Annotated in this window: 16 protein-coding genes and 1 pseudogene; 11 read left to right on the forward strand and 6 right to left on the reverse strand. The window is 72.8% G+C overall.

The genetic code is table 11. The annotated features are described in order from the left end of the window. Nucleotides 1-142: 142 nt before the first annotated feature. The gene (locus AB0F03_RS10955) at nt 143-1003 is read right to left on the reverse strand and encodes a biotin--[acetyl-CoA-carboxylase] ligase (RefSeq protein ID WP_361988839.1); all 861 of its coding nucleotides are present in this window, start codon (nt 1001-1003) and stop codon (nt 143-145) included. A gap of 110 nt (nt 1004-1113) precedes the next feature. Here AB0F03_RS10955 and AB0F03_RS10960 point away from each other — a divergent pair, with 110 nt between their 5' ends. The 4 genes from AB0F03_RS10960 to AB0F03_RS10975 all read left to right on the forward strand — a co-directional run bounded on the left by AB0F03_RS10960 (nt 1114) and on the right by AB0F03_RS10975 (nt 3819). Beyond that, nucleotides 1114-2736, forward strand: a complete 1623-nt coding sequence (locus tag AB0F03_RS10960; protein ID WP_361988842.1) for an acyl-CoA carboxylase subunit beta — start codon at nt 1114-1116, stop codon at nt 2734-2736. Nucleotides 2737-2760: 24 nt separating this feature from the next. Further along, nucleotides 2761-2970 (forward strand): acyl-CoA carboxylase epsilon subunit, encoded by a 210-nt coding sequence (locus tag AB0F03_RS10965; protein WP_361988844.1) that lies wholly within the window; start codon nt 2761-2763, stop codon nt 2968-2970. A gap of 70 nt (nt 2971-3040) precedes the next feature. Next, entirely contained in the window at nt 3041-3169 is a 129-nt protein-coding gene (locus AB0F03_RS10970; RefSeq protein WP_356818443.1) for a hypothetical protein, read from the forward strand. A 32-nt stretch (nt 3170-3201) separates the two neighbouring features. Next, nucleotides 3202-3819 carry a nucleoside triphosphate pyrophosphatase gene (locus AB0F03_RS10975; RefSeq protein WP_361988846.1) on the forward strand — a complete coding sequence of 206 codons (618 nt, stop codon included), beginning with the start codon at nt 3202-3204 and terminating at the stop codon, nt 3817-3819. On the opposite strand, the gene AB0F03_RS10980 is transcribed toward AB0F03_RS10975, so the two are convergent. Beyond that, nucleotides 3791-4354 (reverse strand): hypothetical protein, encoded by a 564-nt coding sequence (locus AB0F03_RS10980; RefSeq protein ID WP_361988849.1) that lies wholly within the window; start codon nt 4352-4354, stop codon nt 3791-3793. The genes AB0F03_RS10975 and AB0F03_RS10980 overlap by 29 nt on opposite strands. Nucleotides 4355-4733: 379 nt before the next feature. Here AB0F03_RS10980 and AB0F03_RS10985 point away from each other — a divergent pair, with 379 nt between their 5' ends. After that, the gene (locus tag AB0F03_RS10985; RefSeq protein ID WP_361988851.1) at nt 4734-6506 is read left to right on the forward strand and encodes a biotin carboxylase N-terminal domain-containing protein; all 1773 of its coding nucleotides are present in this window, start codon (nt 4734-4736) and stop codon (nt 6504-6506) included. Nucleotides 6507-6709: 203 nt separating this feature from the next. Here AB0F03_RS10985 and AB0F03_RS10990 read toward each other — a convergent pair whose 3' ends face one another. Further along, nucleotides 6710-7642, reverse strand: a complete 933-nt coding sequence (locus AB0F03_RS10990; RefSeq protein WP_361988854.1) for a DeoR/GlpR family DNA-binding transcription regulator — start codon at nt 7640-7642, stop codon at nt 6710-6712. A 167-nt stretch (nt 7643-7809) separates the two neighbouring features. Beyond that, on the reverse strand, nt 7810-9258 hold the full coding sequence (locus AB0F03_RS10995; protein ID WP_361988857.1) for an NAD(P)H-quinone dehydrogenase: 1449 nt from the start codon (nt 9256-9258) through the stop codon (nt 7810-7812). 96 nt (nt 9259-9354) lie between these two features. Between AB0F03_RS10995 and AB0F03_RS11000 the strand changes: the two genes are divergently transcribed. The 3 genes from AB0F03_RS11000 (at nt 9355) to AB0F03_RS11010 (ending at nt 12674) form a co-directional block, all read left to right on the forward strand. Then, on the forward strand, nt 9355-9792 hold the full coding sequence (locus AB0F03_RS11000; protein ID WP_361988859.1) for a gamma-glutamylcyclotransferase: 438 nt from the start codon (nt 9355-9357) through the stop codon (nt 9790-9792). Between the two features lie 169 nt (nt 9793-9961). Beyond that, entirely contained in the window at nt 9962-10786 is an 825-nt protein-coding gene (locus AB0F03_RS11005) for a purine-nucleoside phosphorylase (protein ID WP_361988862.1), read from the forward strand. A gap of 241 nt (nt 10787-11027) precedes the next feature. Beyond that, the gene (locus tag AB0F03_RS11010) at nt 11028-12674 is read left to right on the forward strand and encodes a phospho-sugar mutase (protein WP_361988865.1); all 1647 of its coding nucleotides are present in this window, start codon (nt 11028-11030) and stop codon (nt 12672-12674) included. Nucleotides 12675-13215: 541 nt separating this feature from the next. On the opposite strand, the gene AB0F03_RS11015 is transcribed toward AB0F03_RS11010, so the two are convergent. Then, nucleotides 13216-13926 carry a PH domain-containing protein gene (locus tag AB0F03_RS11015; RefSeq protein WP_361988867.1) on the reverse strand — a complete coding sequence of 237 codons (711 nt, stop codon included), beginning with the start codon at nt 13924-13926 and terminating at the stop codon, nt 13216-13218. A 97-nt stretch (nt 13927-14023) separates the two neighbouring features. After that, a pseudogene (locus AB0F03_RS11020) lies at nt 14024-14200 on the reverse strand (NAD-dependent dehydratase); the annotation flags it as partial. Nucleotides 14201-14323: 123 nt separating this feature from the next. Here AB0F03_RS11020 and deoC point away from each other — a divergent pair. Genes deoC through AB0F03_RS11035 form a run of 3 tightly spaced genes read left to right on the forward strand, consistent with a single transcriptional unit; the run spans nt 14324 to nt 17653 of the window. Then, nucleotides 14324-15313 carry a deoxyribose-phosphate aldolase gene (deoC, locus tag AB0F03_RS11025; RefSeq protein ID WP_361989141.1) on the forward strand — a complete coding sequence of 330 codons (990 nt, stop codon included), beginning with the start codon at nt 14324-14326 and terminating at the stop codon, nt 15311-15313. A 5-nt stretch (nt 15314-15318) separates the two neighbouring features. Further along, complete coding sequence (locus tag AB0F03_RS11030; protein ID WP_361988870.1) at nt 15319-16770, forward strand: aldehyde dehydrogenase family protein; 1452 nt, start codon at nt 15319-15321, stop codon at nt 16768-16770. Beyond that, complete coding sequence (locus AB0F03_RS11035) at nt 16763-17653, forward strand: aldehyde dehydrogenase family protein (RefSeq protein WP_361988873.1); 891 nt, start codon at nt 16763-16765, stop codon at nt 17651-17653. Before AB0F03_RS11030 ends, AB0F03_RS11035 begins: the two co-directional genes overlap by 8 nt. Nucleotides 17654-17687: the final 34 nt, after the last annotated feature.

The raw sequence follows: 17687 nt of genomic DNA on the forward strand, positions 1-17687 counted from the left end.
GCGGTTTCCCGCGCCCCTGGACATTCGCGTCCACCGCACCCGCGGGTGATCCGCCTGCCGGCCGGACGCAGACGGTCCGGGCCGTCGCCCGGCCGCCGCGCCCGCCGTCACGCGGGCCGCAGGCGGACGATGTCCCGCGCCGTCACGCGGGCCGCAGGTGGACGATGTCCCCCGCCCCCACCGGTTCCTGCACTCCCGCCTCCGTGGCGATGACCAGCCGCCCGTCGCCGTCCAGCGCCACGGCCTCCCCCACCAGCGACCGGTCGCCCGGCAGTTCCGCGCGCACCACCCGGCCGAGGGTCGCGCAGCCCGCCGTGTACGCCTCCTGGAGGCCGCTCGCCGCCGGATCGCCGCCGGCGGCGCGCCAGCGGCGGTACCAGTCCTCCAGCGACCGCAGCACCGCGCGCAGCAGCGGATCGCGGTCCGTGGTGAGGGCGTCGGCGAGGACCAGGGAACCCGCCTGCGGGACCGGGAGTTCGTCCGCCCGGAGGGTGACGTTGATGCCGACGCCGATGACGACGCCGTCCGTCCCGGCCCGCTCCGCGAGGATGCCGCCGGCCTTGCGTTCCTCGCCGCCCACGGTCAGCAGCAGGTCGTTCGGCCATTTGAGTGCCGTGTCGACGCTTGCCGCCCGGGACAGGCCGGTCGCGACGGCGACCCCGGTCAGCAGCGGGAGCCAGCCCCAGCGGGCCACGGGCACCTCGGCGGGCTTGAGCAGGACGGAGAAGAAGAGGCCGGAGCGCGGCGGTGCCGTCCACTGCCGGTCCAGCCGGCCCCGGCCGGCCGTCTGCTCCTCCGCCACGAGGACCGTGCCCTCGTCGGCGGTGCCGGCGGCGGCCGACGCGGCGAGGTCGGAGTTGGTGGAACCGGTCCGCTGCACGACGTCGACGGCGCGGTACAGGCTGCCCTCCCGGATCAGCCCCCGCCGCAGTGCCGTGGCGTTCAGAGGCGGGCGGTCCAGGTCGGACCAGCGGCTGTCGTCTGATGGATTGTGCGGCGTCATGCAAGCCACCCTAGGTGTGGTAAACGACGCAGTGCTGATCGGTAGGCACGCCACTACCCTACGGATGAGTAACCGTCCCCCCTTTTGAGCAGGCAGGGAGCCGCATCCCGATGTCCGAGCCGGAAGAGCGTCACGAGATCGAAAAGATCGATATCCACACGACCGCGGGCAAGCTCGCGGATCTCCAGCGGCGCATCCACGAGGCGACGCACGCCGGCTCCGCGCGCGCCGTCGAGAAGCAGCACGCCAAGGGCAAGCTGACGGCCCGTGAGCGGATCGAGCTGCTGCTCGACGAGGGGTCGTTCGTCGAGCTGGACGAGTTCGCCCGGCACCGGTCGACCAGCTTCGGACTGGAGAACAACCGCCCGTACGGGGACGGTGTCGTCACCGGGTACGGCACGGTGGACGGCCGGCCGGTCGCCGTGTTCTCGCAGGACTTCACCGTCTTCGGCGGGGCGCTCGGCGAGGTCTACGGCCAGAAGATCGTCAAGGTCATGGACTTCGCGCTGAAGACCGGCTGCCCGGTCATCGGCATCAACGACTCCGGCGGCGCCCGGATCCAGGAGGGAGTCGCCTCCCTCGGCGCGTACGGCGAGATCTTCCGCCGCAACACGCACGCCTCCGGTGTCATCCCGCAGATCAGCCTGGTCGTCGGCCCGTGCGCCGGCGGCGCCGTCTACTCGCCGGCCATCACCGACTTCACGGTCATGGTCGACCAGACCTCGCACATGTTCATCACCGGCCCGGACGTCATCAAGACCGTCACCGGCGAGGACGTCGGCTTCGAGGAGCTGGGCGGGGCCAGGACCCACAACACCGCCTCGGGCGTCGCCCACCACATGGCCGGGGACGAGAAGGACGCCATCGAGTACGTCAAGCAGCTGCTGTCGTACCTGCCGTCCAACAACCTCTCCGAGCCGCCGCTCTTCCCCGAGGAGGCGGACCTCACCGTCGGCGACGAGGACCGCGAGCTGGACACCGTCGTACCGGACAGCGCGAACCAGCCGTACGACATGCACACGGTGATCGAGCACGTCCTGGACGACGCCGAGTTCTTCGAGACGCAGGCGCTGTTCGCGCCGAACATCCTCACCGGCTTCGGCCGGGTCGAGGGCCGTCCCGTCGGCATCGTCGCCAACCAGCCGATGCAGTTCGCCGGCTGCCTGGACATCACCGCCAGCGAGAAGGCCGCGCGGTTCGTGCGGACCTGCGACGCCTTCAACCTCCCGGTGCTGACCTTCGTCGATGTCCCCGGCTTCCTGCCGGGCGTCGGCCAGGAGCACGACGGCATCATCCGGCGCGGCGCCAAGCTCATCTACGCCTACGCCGAGGCCACCGTGCCGCTGATCACCGTCATCACCCGCAAGGCCTTCGGCGGCGCCTACGACGTCATGGGCTCCAAGCACCTCGGTGCCGACCTCAACCTGGCCTGGCCCACCGCCCAGATCGCCGTCATGGGCGCCCAGGGCGCGGTCAACATCCTGCACCGGCGGACCATCGCCGAGGCAGCGGAGAACGGCGGGGAGGCCGAGAACGCCGAAGCGGTGCGGGCCCGGCTGATCCAGGAGTACGAGGACGCCCTCCTCAACCCCTACGTCGCGGCCGAGCGCGGCTACATCGACGCGGTGATCATGCCGTCGGACACCCGCGCCCACATCGTCCGCGGGCTGCGTCAACTGCGCACCAAGCGGGAATCCCTGCCTCCGAAGAAGCACGGCAACATCCCCCTCTAGGCCCCGCGGACCCTGGGAGCGGTCATGAACATCAAGGTCGTACGAGGCAACCCGACCCCGGAGGAGCTGGCCGCCGCCCTGGCGGTGGTCCGCGTCCGCGCCGCGGCGGCGGCCGCGGTGCCGTCCGGCGCCGAGGGACCGAAGGACGCGTGGGCCGACCCGGCGCGGATCGCGGCCGCCCGGGTGCCCGCGCCGGGCCCGGCGTCCTGGACCCGCACCTACTGGCCGAGCTGAGGAGCGGCCCCGGCGCAACTTGAGTACGGGTACTCAGGCACCGCCGCCACCGGCGTCGCACGCTGGAAGGATGCTGTGGTCAGACCCCGAGGACGAGCCGCCACAAGAGCTGCGCGACGCGCAGGACATGCTGCGGCGGCTCGGCCTCTTCCTGGCCTCGGCCATGATCCTGATCATGGTCGTGATCGGTCTGCGGTGAGCCCGCCGGCCGGCGCTGACTAACCTGGCGGCATGACTGCCACGCACCGCAGGCGACTCGTGCTCGCCTCCCAGTCCCCCGCCCGGCTCGGCCTGCTCCGGCAGGCAGGTCTCGCCCCCGAGGTGATCGTGAGCGGCGTCGACGAGGACGCCGTCACCGCCCCCACCCCGGCGGAGCTGGCGCTCGCCCTGGCCGAGGCGAAGGCCTCGGTCGTCGCGGCGAAACCGGAGGTGCGGGGCGCCCTGGTGATCGGCTGCGACTCGGTGCTGGAGCTGGACGGCAGGGCGCTCGGCAAGCCGGCCGACGCCGAGGAGGCCACCGCCCGCTGGCGGGCGATGCGCGGGCGGGCCGGCGTGCTCCAGACGGGGCACTGCGTGTGGGACACCGAGGCCGGGCGGTACGTGTCGGCGACCGCCTCCACCGTCGTCCGCTTCGGCCGTCCGAGCGACGAGGAGGTCGCCGCCTACGTGGCCTCCGGCGAGCCCCTCCACGTCGCCGGGGCGTTCACCCTGGACGGCCGTTCGGCGCCGTTCATCGAGGGCATCGAGGGCGACCACGGCAACGTGATCGGCATCAGCCTGCCCCTGCTCCGGGTGCTCCTCGCCCGGCTGGGCGTGGGCATCACGGAGTTGTGGGCGCCGGGCGAGTGACCTGGGCGGGGACGGAGTCCTGCGGCTCGTCGTCCCCGTCCCACGGCCGGTCCGTACGGTCCGCCGGCGCGTCGGCGGGGGGCGCGCCCGGCTCGGCCCCCGTGGCCGGCCCGTCGCCCGCACCGGGCGCCCGGCCCGGGGCGGCGCTCTCCGGCCCGCCCGCGCGGTCGTACGTCATCAGGAGCAGGACGATCAGCCCGAGGACGACGACCATGAAGAGGAACGCCGTCCAGCCGACCAGCCCCCAGGCGAACGCGCCGAGCAGGCCGTGCACCACGGCCGCGCTGACCAGCAGGACCCGGCCGAAGCCGGCCGGGGCGCGGTCGCGGACCGCCACGAGCAGGGTCACCAGGGCGCACAGCGCGAAGTAGGCGCCGAAGACGATGCCGCCGATCTTCGAGGACGTCGCCATCATGGACGGGTCGAGGCCGGCCAGGGACATGTGCTGCCGGTCGACGACCGTTCCCAGCACCCAGTTGAGCGCCGCGACGACAACCGCCTCCGTCAGCAGGACGACCGTCACGAGCCACGCCACCGGTCTGCGCACCACCGGCCCCCACCCACTCTCACACCAGCAGCCTGTTACCTCAGGTACGTTCGGGACAGCCCGAACGCTACTAACGGGTAAACCCGGGGACAAGGGTTCGGGTGGCAGCAAAGAATCATTGGGCCATTCGTAGGGACTCGACAAAGAATCGGAGTGGGCCGCAGCACGCTCTCACAGAGACCTTGACCACACGGCGGGACTAGGGTTTTCCGCAGGAGCCCTGCGTACGGCGGTGCGACAAGGGCTTTCGCGGGTAGGGCGAGCCCCGCATCACGCTCCGTGTGGGCAAGCTCACCAGTGGGGACGGGTCGAAGTGCCGTGTCGGCAGTCCCTAAACTCGGCTTGTTTCAAGGAGGGAGCCTCAATCGTGCGCAAGGTGCTCATCGCCAACCGTGGCGAAATCGCTGTCCGCGTGGCCCGGGCCTGCCGGGACGCCGGGATCGCGAGCGTGGCCGTCTACGCCGACCCGGACCGGGACGCTCTGCATGTCCGCGCCGCGGATGAGGCGTTCGCCCTGGGCGGTGACACCCCGGCCACCAGCTATCTGGACATCGACAAGGTCCTGGGTGCCGCCCGGGAGTCCGGTGCGGACGCCGTCCACCCCGGATACGGCTTCCTCTCGGAGAACGCCGAGTTCGCCCAGGCCGTGCTCGACGCCGGTCTGATCTGGATCGGCCCGCCCCCGCAGGCCATCCGCGACCTCGGCGACAAGGTCGCCGCCCGCCACATCGCCCAGCGCGCCGGTGCGCCCCTGGTCGCGGGCACCCCGGACCCCGTGAGCGGCGCCGACGAGGTCGTCGCCTTCGCCCGGGAGAACGGCCTGCCCATCGCCATCAAGGCCGCCTTCGGTGGTGGCGGCCGTGGTCTGAAGGTCGCCCGGACGCTGGAGGAGGTCCCGGAGCTGTACGACTCGGCGGTCCGTGAGGCCGTCGCCGCGTTCGGCCGCGGCGAGTGCTTCGTCGAGCGCTACCTCGACCGGCCCCGCCACGTGGAGACCCAGTGCCTGGCCGACAAGCACGGCAACGTGGTCGTCGTGTCCACGCGTGACTGCTCCCTCCAGCGCCGCCACCAGAAGCTGGTCGAGGAGGCCCCCGCGCCCTTCCTGTCCGAGGCGCAGGTCGCGGAGCTGTACCGGGCGTCGAAGGCGATCCTGCGCGAGGCCCGCTACGAGGGCGCCGGCACCTGCGAGTTCCTCGTCGGCCAGGACGGCACCATCTCCTTCCTGGAGGTCAACACCCGCCTCCAGGTCGAACACCCGGTGACCGAGGAGGTCGCCGGCATCGACCTGGTGCGCGAGATGTTCCGCATCGCCGACGGCGAGGAGCTCGGCTACGACGACCCCGCCCTGCGCGGGCACTCCTTCGAGTTCCGCATCAACGGCGAGGACCCCGGCCGCAACTTCCTGCCCGCCCCCGGCACGGTCACCGAGTTCGCGGCGCCGTCCGGTCCCGGTGTCCGTCTGGACGCGGGCGTGGAGTCCGGCAGCGTCATCGGCCCGGCCTGGGACTCCCTGCTGGCCAAGCTGATCGTGACCGGCCGCACCCGCGCGGAGGCCCTCCAGCGGGCCGCCCGTGCCCTGGAGGAGTTCCAGGTCGAGGGCATGGCCACCGCGATCCCCTTCCACCGCAAGGTGGTCACCGACCCCGCGTTCGCCCCGGAACTGACCGGTTCCACGGACCCCTTCACGGTCCACACCCGGTGGATCGAGACCGAGTTCGTCAACGACATCAAGCCCTTCACCGCTCCCGCCGACGCCGAGGCGGAGGAGGAGCTGGGCCGGGAGACGGTCGTCGTCGAGGTCGGCGGCAAGCGCCTGGAGGTGTCCCTGCCGTCCTCGCTCGGCATGAGCCTGGCCCGCACGGGTCTGGCGGCCGGTGCGAAGCCCAAGCGGCGGGCGGCGAAGAAGTCCGGGCCCGTCGCCTCGGGTGACACCCTCGCCTCGCCCATGCAGGGCACGATCGTCAAGATCGCGGTCGAGGAGGGCCAGGAGGTGCAGGAGGGCGACCTGGTCGTCGTCCTGGAGGCCATGAAGATGGAGCAGCCCCTGAACGCCCACAAGGCGGGCACGGTCAAGGGCCTGAGTGCCGAGGTCGGCGCGTCCGTCACGTCGGGCGCGGCGATCTGCGAGATCAAGGACTGACCCGTAGGGCACGCGAGACGCCCGGTGGACCGTGACGTCGGTCCACCGGGCGTCTCCGTACGCCCGTCACGCGGGGGCGCGGCGGTACACGGCGGTTCCCCGTACGCCCGCCACGCGTGCGCGCCATACTGCGGTTCCCGGTACGCCCGTCACCCGTGCGCGCCGTACGGCGGTCCCGTACGCCCGTCCTTCGTGCGCGGTGGCTACCGGCGGCGCAGGTCGGCCACCCGGCCCCGGTCGGATCCGGCCGGCTGCTCCCCCAGCCCCGCGGAGCGGAGCGGCACGTGCCCCCTTCTGGGCCCCGGCAGGGGAGCGCGCCGCGCCGCGGGCCCTTGGTCACCCCCCGAGTTCCCGTTCGCCCCGGTCACGGCGATCTGCACCCCCTGGTCGGCGAGCGCCTGCAACTCCGTGCCGGCGCGGTCGTCGTGCGGTGGCGGCTCGTCGGTGACCAGGCGGGTGATGAGGTCCGTCGGCACGGTCTGGAACATGGTGTCCGTGCCGAGCTTGGTGTGGTCGGCGAGGACCACGACCTCGGCGGCGGCCTGGACGAGTGCGCGGTCGACGGAGGCCGAGAGCATGTTGGACGTGGACAGCCCGCGCTCGGCGGTGAGCCCGCTCCCGGACAGGAAGGCCCTGGACACGCGCAGCCCCTGGAGGGACTGCTCGGCGCCGGAGCCGACGAGGGCGTAGTTGGAGCCGCGCAGGGTGCCGCCGGTCATCACGACCTCCACCCGGTTGGCGTGGGCGAGGGCCTGGGCCACCAGCAGGGAGTTGGTGACGACGGTCAGACCGGGCACCCGCGCGAGCCGGCGGGCCAGCTCCTGCGTGGTGGTACCGGCGCCGACCACGATGGCCTCGCCCTCTTCGACGAGGCCCGCGGCGAGGTCGGCGATGGCCGTCTTCTCGGCGGTCGCGAGATGGGATTTCTGCGGAAAGCCGGACTCTCGCGTGAACCCGCCCGGCAGTACCGCACCGCCGTGCCGGCGGTCGAGGAGTCCTTCTGCCTCCAGTGCGCGCACGTCCCGCCGTACGGTCACTTCGGAGGTCTGGACGACGCGGGCGAGTTCACGGAGCGACACGGCACCGTTCGCTCGCACCATTTCGAGGATCAATTGGCGACGTTCAGCAGCGAACACGAAACTGACAGTAACCCCAGCGACCGTCTGGTTTCAGCAGTATGCGCCGAATAACAGAAGTTGTTCGCATGGTCGGGGCGGAGGTGGTATAGGGCCTATCCGCCCCGACTATGCCGCCCGCACACGCCACGACTCTTCGTGACCGGCGGGCCGCCGGATCCGGCCGGTCAGGCCTCGGCGCCCGCCTTGCGGGTGTGCAGCTGCCGGGCGACCTCGGCGATCGACCCCGATAGGGAGGGGTACACCGTGAAGGCCTTCGCGATCTGCTCGACGGTCAGATTGTTGTCGACGGCGATCGAGATGGGGTGGATGAGTTCCGAGGCGCGCGGCGCCACGACCACACCACCGACGACGATGCCCGTGCCCGGCCGGCAGAAGATCTTCACGAAGCCGTCCCGGATGCCCTGCATCTTCGCGCGCGGGTTGCGCAGGAGGGGCAGCTTCACGGACCGGGCGTCGATCTTGCCCGCGTCGACGTCCGCCTGCGTGTAGCCGACGGTGGCGATCTCGGGGTCGGTGAAGACGTTGGAGGACACCGTCTTCAGGTTCAGCGGGGTCACCGCGTCGCCGAGGAAGTGGTACATGGCGATACGTCCCTGCATGGCGGCGACGGACGCGAGGGCGAACACACCCGTCACGTCACCGGCCGCGTAGACGCCGGGAGCAGTCGTCCGGGACACCTTGTCGGTCCAGATGTGCCCGGACTCGCGCAGCCTGACGCCGGCCTCCTCCAGGCCCAGCCCCGCACTGTTCGGGACGGCGCCGACGGCCATCAGACAGTGCGAGCCGGTGATGACCCGGCCGTCGGCCAGCGTCACCTCGACCTGGTCGCCGACGCGCTTGGCGGACTGCGCGCGGGAGCGGGCCATGACGTTCATGCCGCGGCGCCGGAAGACGTCCTCGAGGACGGCGGCGGCGTCCGGGTCCTCGCCGGGCAGCACCCGGTCGCGCGAGGACACCAGGGTCACCCTGGACCCGAGGGCCTGGTAGGCGCCCGCGAACTCGGCACCGGTCACACCGGAACCGACCACGATCAGCTCTTCCGGCAGCTCGGTGAGGTCGTAGACCTGGGTCCAGTTCAGGATGCGCTCGCCGTCGGGCTGGGCGTCGGGCAGCTCGCGCGGGTGGCCGCCGGTGGCGATGAGGACGGCGTCGGCGTCGAGGGTCTCCTCGGTGCCGTCGGCGGTGCTGACGACGACCTTGCGGGACCCGTCGAGTGCCTGCATGCCGTCCAGCCGGCCGCGTCCGCGCATGACGCGCGCGCCGGCCCGGGTGACGGAGGCGGTGATGTCGTGGGACTGGGCGAGCGCGAGGCGTTTCACCCGGCGGTTGACCTTGCCGAGGTCCACGCCGACCACCCGGGCCGCCTGCTCCAGGGGCGGGGTGTCGTCGGCGACGATGATGCCCAGCTCCTCGTAGGAGGAGTCGAAGGTGGTCATCACCTCGGCCGTTGCGATTAGGGTCTTCGACGGCACGCAGTCGGTCAGCACCGACGCTCCGCCCAGACCGTCGCAGTCGACGACGGTCACCTCCGCGCCGAGCTGGGCGGCCACCAGGGCCGCCTCGTATCCGCCGGGTCCGCCACCGATGATCACGATCCGAGTCACGTACCCCATTGTCCCGCACGCTTCAAGGTGCCACTGCCCGGGGGCGCCACGGACACACTCCCGGGGCGCGGGGGGCGCGCGGTGCGGCTGCCGTACCCTCTGTCCATGGCGCTCTATGCCGCGTACGCCGGCAACCTCGACGCGCGGCTGATGTCCCGCCGCGCCCCGCACTCCCCGCTGCGCGCCACCGGCTGGCTGAACGGCTGGCGGCTGACCTTCGGCGGCGAGCAACTGGGCTGGGAGGGCGCGCTCGCGACGATCGTCGAGGACCCGCTGGCGCAGGTCTTCGTCGGCCTGTACGACCTCGCGCCCATGGACGAGGAGTCGCTCGACCGGTGGGAGGGCGTCGGCCTCGGGATCTACCGGCGGGTACGCGTGCGCGTGCACACCCTGGACGGCGAGGAGCCGTCGTGGGCGTACGTCCTGGACGGTTACGAGGGCGGCCTGCCCTCCGCCCGCTACCTCGGCGAGATCGCCGACGCGGCGGAGTCGGCGGGGGCCCCGCACGACTATGTGATGGAACTCCGCAAGCGCCCCTGCTGAGCCGTCCCTGCCGGGGCCGCCCTACGGGCTGTCCCGCGGTTCCTGCGCCGCTTTCCCCCACTCTCGGCCGATTCGCCCCCTCCCTCGTGGAAAACGACAAGGCAACGAACCGATTCCCGTGGGGTCTGTCATCTACGCGCGTAGGCGAAGACCGGTTACTCTCGACGGCGTGAACGCATCTCTCCTTCCGGACGACATCCAGGGCGATCCCCACGCCGCCGCCGACGCCGCCGCCGCGCGCCTGCGCGCGCTGACCGGTGCCGAGACCCACGACGTCGCCCTCGTGATGGGCTCCGGCTGGGCTCCGGCCGTCGACGCCCTGGGCGCACCCGACGCCGAGTTCCAGGTCACCGAGCTGCCCGGCTTCCCGGCGCCGGCCGTCGAGGGGCACGGCGGCAAGGTCCGCTCGTACTCCTTCGGTGACAAGCGGGCCCTGGTCTTCCTGGGCCGCACCCACTACTACGAGGGCCGTGGCGTCGCCGCCGTCGCCCACGGGGTGCGCACCGCCGTCGCCGCCGGCTGCAAGACCATCGTGCTCACCAACGGCTGCGGTGGTCTGCGCGAGGGCATGCGCCCCGGCCAGCCCGTGCTGATCAGCGACCACATCAACCTGACGGCGACCTCCCCGATCGTCGGCGCGAACTTCGTCGACCTGACGGACCTCTACTCGCCCCGTCTGCGCGCCCTGTGCAAGGAGATCGACCCCACGCTGGAGGAGGGCGTCTACGCCCAGTTCCCCGGCCCGCACTACGAGACCCCGGCCGAGATCCGCATGGCCCGCGTCATCGGCGCGGACCTGGTCGGCATGTCCACGGTCCTGGAGGCCATCGCCGCACGTGAGGCCGGCGCCGAGGTCCTGGGCATCTCCCTGGTCACCAACCTCGCCGCGGGCATGACGGGCGAGCCCCTCAACCACGAGGAGGTCCTCCAGGCCGGCCGCGACTCGGCCGCCCGGATGGGCCAGCTGCTCGGCCAGGTGCTGGGCCGCATCTGAGCCGCGGCGCGCCAGTCGCGCCGCGTCCAGGGGACACGGTCGCCGCGTCCGGCGTCGAGCGGGGCGCGGCAGGTGTCGCGCGGGGCGTCGGTGCCGCCGGTGGCCGGGGGGGGCCGGGGGGCCGACAAGTCGCTGGGTCGCTCTCCAGCCGACCGAGTCGGATGGCGGGGGCGAGGACGGGGGTCCGGGGGGCGGTGCCTCCGGCCGGACCAGGCAAATCACAGGAGAGGTTGATCCCAAGGTGCACGACGATCTCATCGCCCGGGCCAAGGCATGGCTGGCCGAGGACCCCGACGCGGAGACCCGTGAGGAACTCGCCCGGCTGATCGACGCCGGCGACATGGACGAACTGGCGGCCCGCTTCAGCGGCACCCTCCAGTTCGGCACCGCCGGCCTGCGCGGCGAACTCGGCGCCGGCCCGATGCGCATGAACCGCGGCGTCGTCATCCGCGCCGCCGCCGGCCTCGCCGCGTACCTGAAGAAGAGCGGCACCCCCTACGGGGGCGACGGCGCCGGGCTCGTCGTCATCGGCTACGACGCCCGCCACAAGTCCGCCGACTTCGCCCGCGACACGGCCGCCGTGATGACCGGCGCCGGCCTGCGCGCGGCCGTGCTCCCGCGCCCCCTCCCCACGCCCGTGCTGGCGTTCGCCGTACGGCACCTCGGCGCGGTCGCGGGCGTGGAGGTCACCGCCAGCCACAACCCGCCCCGGGACAACGGCTACAAGGTGTACCTCGGCGACGGCTCCCAGATCGTCCCGCCCGCCGACGCGGAGATCGCCGCCGAGATCGACGCGATCGCCTCCCTGGACGACGTACCGCGCCCGGAGTCCGGCTGGGAGACCCTGGACGACGCGGTCCTGGACGCCTATCTGGCCCGTACGGACGCCGTCCTGGGCGCCGGCTCCCCCCGCACCGCCCGCACGGTCTACACGGCGATGCACGGCGTCGGCAGGGACGTCCTGCTCGCCGCCTTCGCCCGCGCCGGGTTCCCCGAGCCGGTGCTGGTCGCCGAGCAGGCCGACCCGGACCCGGACTTCCCGACGGTCGCCTTCCCCAACCCGGAGGAGCCGGGCGCGATGGACCTGGCGTTCGCCCGGGCCCGGGCCACCGACCCGGACCTGGTCATCGCCAACGACCCGGACGCCGACCGCTGCGCGGTGGCCGTGAAGGACGGCGGCGACTGGCGCATGCTGCGCGGTGACGAGGTCGGCGCCCTGCTCGCCGCCCACCTGGTCCGGCGCGGCGCGCGGGGCACCTTCGCCGAGTCGATCGTCTCCTCCTCCCTCCTCGGCCGGATCGCCGGGAAGGCGGGGCTGCCGTACGAGGAGACGCTGACCGGCTTCAAGTGGATCGCCCGCGTCGACGGCCTGCGCTACGGCTACGAGGAGGCCCTCGGCTACTGCGTGGACCCCGAGGGCGTGCGCGACAAGGACGGCATCACCGCCGCGCTGCTGATCACCGAGCTGGCGTCCGTGCTCAAGGAGGAGGGCCGCACGCTGCTCGACCTCCTGGACGACCTGGCCGTCGAACACGGCCTGCACGCCACCGACCAGCTGTCGGTCCGCGTCAAGGACCTCTCCCTCATCGCCGACGCCATGCGCCGCCTGCGCGAGCAGCCGCCGGCTGAGCTGGCCGGTCTTCCGGTCACCCGGGCCGAGGACCTCGGCCTGGGCACGGACCGGCTGCCGCCCACCGACGGCCTGCGCTACACCCTCACCGGTGCCCGTGTCATCGTCCGTCCCAGCGGCACGGAACCGAAGCTGAAGTGCTACCTGGAGGTCGTCGTACCGGTCGCGGACCATGCCGGCCTGCCGGCCGCCCGCGCCCGCGCGGCCGAGCTGCTGAACGCCGTCAGGCGGGACCTGTCGGCGGCTGCCGGCATCTGACCCCGGGCCCGCCCGCCGCCGGTGCACCCCGAGGGTCCCCGGCGGCGGGCGGACCCGGGCTCTGGTCACGTTCCTCAACGGTTCCGGATGGACGCACGACGCCGCGGCGACGGGCGAGGAACAGCACGGCCGCCGTCCGGGCGGGCGCGGCCGGGGCGCGCCGGAGGGCGATGGTCCCGCCGCGGCCCGCCCGAAGGGCTGCCAGGAGACCCGGCCCGCGCTCCAGCCAGGCCGGGCGGGGCGCCGTCCAGCCCCGTCTCCGTCTCGGCACACGGCGGTCATCAGGCGCCCCTGGGCGAGGTTCTGGGGGCCGCGCGGCGCCGGCCCGTTCCCGCCTGCCGTCGCGTCGGACAGCGGCCGCGCAAGGACGCTGCGGGAGCTGTCGGCGCGGCCGTGACCAGCCGGCGCCCGGCGCCGTCGTACGGCACCCCGTACGACGGCCTCCCGCAGCCTCCCGGTACCTGCCGGCCCCTCCGCCCTCAGGAACTCGTCCCAGCTCTCGGCTGCCGGCCGGCCGCCCGGCCCGCCCCCGTGGCGGACCTCAGCCCACGATCAGCAGGATCGCCAGCAGCACGGCTCCCGCCACCGCGGGCGCGGCCACCTCGTACGCCCAGCGGACCGTCGGCTCGCCCTGGGCCTGGCCGGCCTCGCAGCGCCGGTCCCGGATCTCGTTCAGCTGGTCGATGATCTGGTCGCTCTCCGCCCGGGCCGGCCCGGTGTCACCGCCGCGCAGGCTGAACCCGCCGAAGCCGAAACCGCTCGGTGCGAGCCCCCCGCCCCCGGAGCCGACGCCGCCCGGCGTGACACCGCGCGCCGCGTCGGCCGCCGCCCGCTGCCGGCGGTGGGCCGCCTTCTTGCGGGCCCGCAGGGAGACGGGGACGGCCCACAGCTGGTACTTGGCGCCGGACCTGGCGACGACCTCGTTGGTGAAGCCGGAGCGCAGACCGGCGACCTCGCCCCAGGGCAGGGTGATCACGCGGAAGGGGTTGCGGATGCGCAGCCGGTCCTCGTTGGCGAAGACCGCCGGGCGGAGCGTGTAGGCGATCACCAGCGGCAGGACCAGGATCATGGCGGCGAGCGCCAGCCAGGGGGTCCGGCCGTGGCCCTTGAACAGCGCGTCGAAGCCCAGCCAGAGCACGACCACGAGCAGCAGCGCACCGCCCGTGAGGCCGAGGGGCGAGCGGTAGACCCGGTCCTTGGCGGCGGGTGCCGGCGGCTGGGACGCGGGTGACGGGTGGTCGGGGGTGGTCATGGTCCCGATTCTGCCCGACGGCTCCGGCGGCGCGGCCACGTGCCCGGCAACCGGCGCCCATCCGTGATCCGCGCGAGGGCGGGGGACGCCGTGCGGGCACGTCGGCGCCCCGCAGCCTGTCCGCGATCGCGGCATCGCGCACGTCGAGGATGTGCCACCGCGCGTCGGCGCACTCGCCGCGCCGCTCGTCGATGGCGAGGACCTGTCTGGCCTCCTCGGACGCGGCGAGCCGCTCGGTGAGCAGGGCGCCGACCCCGCCGGCGGCGCGGGTCACCGCGACGACGGGCCCGCGCGCGGCGGGAGTGGTCGAGCGGAGCCCGGGGGGGTGCGGGCGGAGCGCGGGCGAGAGCCGGGGGTGTACAGCCGCTACGCGCGTAGATATGCTCGTCTGGTGACCATGCCCCGTACTGCACCCACAGCACAGTCGCCCACTGCCGAGCGCGCGGGCGGTAGCTCCTTCGCCGACGTCACCGCGTCCGACAGCACGCTGCGCCGCTTCCTGCACGGGCTGCCCGGCGTGGACGCGGTCGGCCTGGAGGCACGCGCCGCGTCTCTCGGCACCCGTTCGATCAAGGCCGCCTCGAAGGCGCACGCCATCGACCTCGCCATCTCGATGGTCGACCTGACGACCCTGGAAGGCGCGGACACCCCGGGCAAGGTCCGGGCGCTCGGCGCCAAGGCGGTCCACCCCGACCCCACCGACCGGACGGCCCCCACCACGGCCGCGGTCTGCGTCTATCCCGACATGGTGGCCGTCGCCAAGGAGGCCGTCGCCGGTTCCGGCGTGAAGGTCGCCTCGGTGGCCACCGCCTTCCCGGCGGGCCGCGCCGCGCTCGACGTGAAGCTGGCCGACGTGCGGGACGCCGTCGCCGCCGGTGCCGACGAGATCGACATGGTCATCGACCGGGGCGCGTTCCTCGCGGGCCGGTATCTGAAGGTGTACGACGAGATCGTCGCCGTGCGGCAGGTCTGCGGCACGGACGCCCGGCTGAAGGTGATCTTCGAGACCGGTGAGCTGTCCACGTACGACAACATCCGCCGCGCGTCCTGGCTCGGCATGCTCGCGGGCGCGGACTTCATCAAGACCTCCACGGGCAAGGTCGCGGTCAACGCCACGCCGGCCAACACGCTGCTGATGCTGGAGGCCGTACGGGACTTCCGCGCGCAGACCGGCGTCCAGGTCGGCGTGAAGCCGGCCGGTGGCATCCGTACCTCCAAGGACGCCGTCAAGTTCCTCGTCCTCGTCAACGAGACGGCCGGCGAGGACTGGCTGGACAACCACTGGTTCCGCTTCGGCGCCTCCTCCCTCCTGAACGACCTGCTGATGCAGCGGCAGAAGCTGGCCACCGGCCGTTACTCCGGCCCCGACTACGTAACGGTGGACTGATCACCATGACCATCGAGAAGCGGTCCTCCGCATTCGAGTACGCACCGGCGCCCGAGTCCCGCTCCGTCGTCGACCTCGCCCCCTCCTACGGCCTGTTCATCGACGGCGAGTTCACGGAGGCGGCCGACGGCAGGGTGTTCAAGAGCATCTCGCCGGCCACCGAGGAGGTGCTGTCCGAGGTCGCCCGAGCGGGGGCCGAGGACGTCGACCGTGCCGTCGGGGCCGCCCGCGCGGCGTTCGGGAAGTGGTCGGCGCTGCCGGGTTCCGAGCGCGCCAAGTACCTGTTCCGCATCGCCCGCATCATCCAGGAGCGCAGCCGCGAGCTGGCGGTCCTGGAGACGCTGGACAACGGCAAGCCGATCCGGGAGACCCGCGACGCGGACCTCCCGCTGGTCGCCGCGCACTTCTTCTACTACGCGGGCTGGGCGGACAAGCTGGAGCACGCCGGGTTCGGCGCCGCCCCGCAGCCGCTGGGCGTGGCCGGCCAGGTCATCCCGTGGAACTTCCCGCTGCTGATGCTGGCGTGGAAGATCGCCCCGGCGCTGGCGACCGGCAACACGGTCGTCCTGAAGCCGGCGGAGACCACCCCGCTGTCCGCGCTCTTCTTCGCGGACATCTGCCGCCAGGCGGGCCTGCCCAAGGGTGTCGTGAACATCCTTCCGGGCTACGGCGACGCGGGCGCCGCGCTCGTCGCGCACCCGGACGTGAACAAGGTCGCCTTCACCGGTTCGACCGCGGTCGGCAAGGAGATCGCGCGGACCGTCGCCGGCACGCGGAAGAAGCTGACCCTCGAACTGGGCGGCAAGGGCGCCAACATCGTCTTCGACGACGCCCCGCTCGACCAGGCCGTCGAGGGCATCGTGAACGGCATCTTCTTCAACCAGGGCCAGGTCTGCTGCGCGGGCTCCCGCCTGCTCGTGCAGGAGTCGGTCCAGGACGAGCTGCTGGACTCCCTCAAGCGCCGGCTGTCCACGCTCCGCCTCGGCGACCCGCTGGACAAGAACACCGACATCGGCGCGATCAACTCCGCCGAGCAGCTGGCCCGGATCACCACGCTGACCGAGCAGGGCGAGGCGGAGGGCGCCGAGCGCTGGTCCCCGGCCTGCGAACTGCCGTCGTCCGGTTACTGGTTCACGCCGACGCTCTTCACGAACGTCACCCAGGCGCACACCGTCGCGCGCGACGAGATCTTCGGCCCGGTGCTGTCGGTCCTCACCTTCCGCACGCCCGACGAGGCGGTCGCCAAGGCGAACAACACGCAGTACGGCCTGTCGGCGGGCATCTGGTCCGAGAAGGGCTCGCGGATCCTGGCCGTCGCCGGCAAGCTGCGCGCCGGTGTCGTCTGGTCCAACACGTTCAACAAGTTCGACCCTGCCTCGCCGTTCGGCGGCTACAAGGAGTCGGGCTTCGGCCGCGAGGGCGGCCGTCACGGCCTGGAGGCGTACCTCGATGTCTGATCACAACCGTCTGAGCGTCTTCAAGACCTACAAGCTGTACGTCGGCGGGAAGTTCCCGCGTTCCGAGAGCGGCCGGGTGTACGAGGTGACGGACTCGAAGGGCAAGTGGCTGGCGAACGCTCCGCAGTCCTCCCGCAAGGACGCCCGTGACGCGGTCGTGGCCGCGCGCAAGGCGTTCGGCGGCTGGTCCGGCGCGACCGCCTACAACCGCGGCCAGGTCCTGTACCGCGTGGCGGAGATGCTGGAGGGCCGCAGGGCGCAGTTCGTCCGCGAGGTCGCCGACGCGGAGGGCCTGTCGAAGTCCGCGGCCGCCGAGCAGGTGGAGGCCGCGATCGACCGCTGGGTCTGGTACGCCGGCTGGACCGACAAGATCGCCCAGGTGCTCGGCGGCGCCAACCCGGTCGCGGGCCCGTACTTCAACCTCTCCTCCCCCGAGCCGACGGGCGTGGTCGCCGTGGTGGCCCCGCAGGAGTCGTCGTTCCTCGGTCTGGTGTCGGTGCTGGCGCCGGTGATCGCCACCGGCAACACGGCGGTCGTGGTGGCCTCCGAGAAGGCCCCGCTGCCCGCGCTGTCCCTGGCCGAGGTGCTGGCCACCTCCGACGTCCCGGGCGGTGTGGTCAACATCCTGTCCGGCCGTACGGCGGAGATCGCCGCGCCGCTGGCCGCGCACCAGGACGTCAACGCGATCGACCTCGCGGGTGCCGACGAGGCGCTGGCGAAGGAGCTGGAGATCGCGGCGGCGGACAACCTCAAGCGGGTTCTGCGTCCACAGCCTGTGGACCACTCCCGGACGCCGGGGACCGACCGGCTGGCCGCCTTCCTGGAGACCAAGACCGTCTGGCACCCGACGGGGTCGCTGGGCGCGTCCGGTTCGTCGTACTGACGTACGCGGAGTGACGGGGCGAGGGGACGCGGCG

Origin of the sequence: Streptomyces sp. NPDC028722 (assembly GCF_040637655.1) — a bacterium.
In the GTDB taxonomy this organism is placed as follows: domain Bacteria; phylum Actinomycetota; class Actinomycetes; order Streptomycetales; family Streptomycetaceae; genus Streptomyces.